This is a genomic window from Oleiphilus sp. HI0128 (assembly GCF_001635365.1).
The window spans coordinates 1-993 of the sequence record NZ_LWGG01001619.1; the positions used below are offsets into that span (position 1 = coordinate 1).

General features: G+C 43.2%; 2 protein-coding genes. Both read right to left on the minus strand.

Translation table 11 applies throughout. The annotated features are described in order from the left end of the window. Window positions 1-600: MBL fold metallo-hydrolase (locus A3763_RS26390; protein ID WP_068760759.1), on the minus strand; the 600-nt coding region annotated here is incomplete at its 3' end. Then, window positions 585-797 (minus strand): hypothetical protein, encoded by a 213-nt coding sequence (locus A3763_RS29330; protein ID WP_068567935.1) that lies wholly within the window; start codon window positions 795-797, stop codon window positions 585-587. The genes A3763_RS29330 and A3763_RS26390, both read right to left, overlap by 16 nt. Between the last annotated feature and the right edge of the window lie 196 nt (window positions 798-993).

The window sequence follows — 993 nt, forward strand, 5'->3', positions numbered from 1 at the left end:
CAAACCTGCACTTTGTATCTCTTCCAGGCTCTTGTCATTCATCATGCTCTCGACCTCTTTCGCCGTACCACGCAACATGTCTCTGAAGGCAATAAGGTCTGGCTTCGTTGCCATTGGTCCGTGCCCAGGCACAATTTGGGTTGAGTCATCGATAGAATCTAAAATTCGATCAATATTCTGGGCGACACCTCGTACACGCCCACCTGCATCCACATCAACAAAGGGGTAAAAGCCGTTAAAGAAATGGTCACCCAAATGGACAATATTTTGTTCTTTAAAGAAGATCACGCTATCGCCATCAGTATGTCCGATTGGCAAGTGCATTACAGAAATATCATGCCCGTTAAAGTGGATAGTCATACGATGATCATAGGTAATATCCGGCAGCGCATGCTTTGGGTATGGTTCCGACACCATGTTAAACAGCTTAACCTCTTGACGAGAGTTCAAACGCTGATAAACATTATCATGCGCGACAACGGTAGGCTCTTTACCCAAGAGCTTATTGCCTTGAGTATGGTCACCATGCCAATGCGTATTTAGGATGTACTTAAGCGGTTTACCAAAAGTATCAAGTGTTTTCTCTAAACCACCTGACATATCGGCATAGTCACTATCGACAACCCGTCATCACCTTCGGACAATAAGATATTCCCGCCCTTTCCCTGAAGAAAGTGAAAGCCTGGCTTTAACTCAGTCACTTTAAACTGCTTAGTACTATGGTGGTGGTTTTCTGCAACACTTAAATTTGCAGACAATAACAACATGAGGCTGGCGCCCGCTTTAATTACGTTCACTAATTTATCTCCCTATTGATTGAGTCTTTAACATGCAAACATGTGAAGCGAAACGACCACCAAGCAGAGTATTTCTGCTTCATTTCCTTCTAAAGCGCCTTGAGTATATCAGTCTTATAATTTCCTCTCACCAACATTCAGGCTAAGGTAAATATGCGCTTAATTCAGGATAAGAACAAATACCGCAGCGATCACT